General features: G+C 38.0%; 2 protein-coding genes. Both read right to left on the bottom strand.

Translation table 11 applies throughout. From position 1 onward, the window contains the following. The coding region (locus tag AACY61_RS12935; RefSeq protein WP_339611996.1) for a metallophosphoesterase at positions 1-412 on the bottom strand (412 nt) is incomplete at its 3' end. A 127-nt stretch (positions 413-539) separates the two neighbouring features. Beyond that, positions 540-1475, bottom strand: a complete 936-nt coding sequence (locus AACY61_RS12940) for a restriction endonuclease (RefSeq protein WP_339611997.1) — start codon at positions 1473-1475, stop codon at positions 540-542. Positions 1476-2029: the final 554 nt, after the last annotated feature.

Raw genomic sequence — 2029 nt, forward strand, 5'->3', positions numbered from 1 at the left:
CAAGAAAATTTCTATAATTTTTAAGAGGTAAATGACTGGTAACTAGATCAGTTTTAGAGGTGTTAAAAAAAATGTTTACGTCTTCATTCGATTTCAACTCTTCATCAATATATTTGATAATAGATTTTGAAACTTCATTTCTATCAACATCATGATTTCCTGGACAAATGAAAAAATTCTTTTTATTAATTTTTAAAATTTCCAAGATACTTTCTATAAACTCCTTATATGCCTTATTAAAATCATCACTTTTACTACCATTTAGTACTAAATCGCCAGAGAAAATAACAAAATCAATGTTATCGACATTTAATTTTAAATCCTTTTTAAAATTACTGATTAATTTGTCCTGTTTAGTTAATTTTCCGATTTCAGACGTAAAATGTAAGTCAGTTAAGTGTAGAATTCTCATTTTATCCATTTAGTTAGTATTCAGTTTGCAATCACTTGTTTAATAAACGAAAAAAATACCCCACTACCGCATCCCGATAGCTATCGGGACATCGCGTGCGTTCCAATAGTACTTTTTCAATTCAATATCACTCCTCAAAATAATCCAAATCAATTTTTTTAATGGCAATGGTTTTATCCACCTGTACCCCCAGGTTGTATTCAATGGCGAGGTTGGCGAGTTGTTTGCCGTCTATTAAAATGATTTTTTGTTGTTTGCTGTCGCTTGCTGTTTTGATGGCACTTTCAGAAAAACGGGAGGTGGTTAAAAACACCCCTTTGTTTACGCCCTGTAATGCCAGTGAGCCAATAAAGTTGCGTATGTCAGGTGAGCCCACGTGGCCGTCTCTAAAGCGTTTGGCTTGTATATAGACGTTCTCCAATCCCAAACGGTCTTGAGAGATAATACCGTCAATACCATTGTCACCCGTTTGCCCGGTGCGCTCTGCGGCATCTTCACGAAACTCGCCATAGCCCATTTTTTGTAACAACTCAATGACAAAGTTTTCAAAATACCCAAAGGAGTTTTCTTTTAGTTTGTCCAGTAAATCTGTTGCCAGTTGTTTGTTGAGTTGGTCAACCGTGCTTGCCAGTACCTCTTCAGGGGTTTGGCTTTCAATTTCCTTAGTGATTTCTGCTTCCTGTTTGTTGTTTGTATCTTGATTGAATGTTTTGGTCCATTCAATATAATCGGGCATTTTCTTTAAATGCTTGATGCGCAAATCTTTTGGTTTGCCTTTAAGGTAGTCTTTTCCAAAAGGGGTAATTTGATATTTGGCACGCTCAGGATAATGAATGAGTCCGGCTTTTTTTAAATAACTGCGCGTCCAGCCCACCCGGTTGCGAAACAAACCCATTTGCCCGCTGGGTACTTTGATTTTTAAATCTTCTTTGCTTAGGTGAAAGTGTTCTGCAAGTTTTGTAACAACTTGGTTCAATGTAAAAACCTCCCCGCTTTCCAAAAGATTGAGCATAGGCAGCATAATGCTTTGAAAGTCGGGTATCTGGGTGTTGGGTTGGGTCATAGTTTAAAAATAGGTTGCACTCCTATTGAGGAGTTTGGAGGGGATCTATAAAAGCGGCAACCCAAATATAGTTAAAATTGTTAATATTCAAATTTTTAGGATTATATGGTTTGTTATTGACAATGCAATTTCTTTAAACTGCTTTTCCTTTTACTTTCTTTCAATCAAAAGGACTCAAAGGACAACAGGGACTTTACCGCAAGGGTGTGGGCCGCTGTGGACGCAGGTGCTGGTCGCACTGTAATTGCAGCAGGCCTGCCTGCCGTAGCCAGGTTATTCACGCCGGCGGTAAAGTCCCTGTGAGTCCCTTTTGTCCTTTTTACCCGGTAAACTCTTTAATTTTATTTCAACCAAAATACAATCCTTCAGGAGTAAGATACTTATAATTTTTGGTCATAATGACTTGTTTTGTTATTCATTGGCAGGAGTTGCTTTGATATTATTACTTACCACGCGATGTCCCGATAACTATCGGGATGTTGGAGAGCGGGTTTTTCTATCAATCAAAAGGACTCAAAGGACAACAGGGACTTTACCGCAAGGGTGTGGGCCGC

Origin of the sequence: uncultured Planktosalinus sp., from assembly GCF_963973675.1 — a bacterium.
Taxonomy (GTDB): Bacteria; Bacteroidota; Bacteroidia; order Flavobacteriales; family Flavobacteriaceae; genus Planktosalinus.

Coding starts and splice junctions, on each gene's coding strand:
- AACY61_RS12940 (WP_339611997.1), bottom strand. CDS start 1,475: ATGACCCAACCCAACACCCAGATACCCGACTTTCAAAGCATTATGCTG.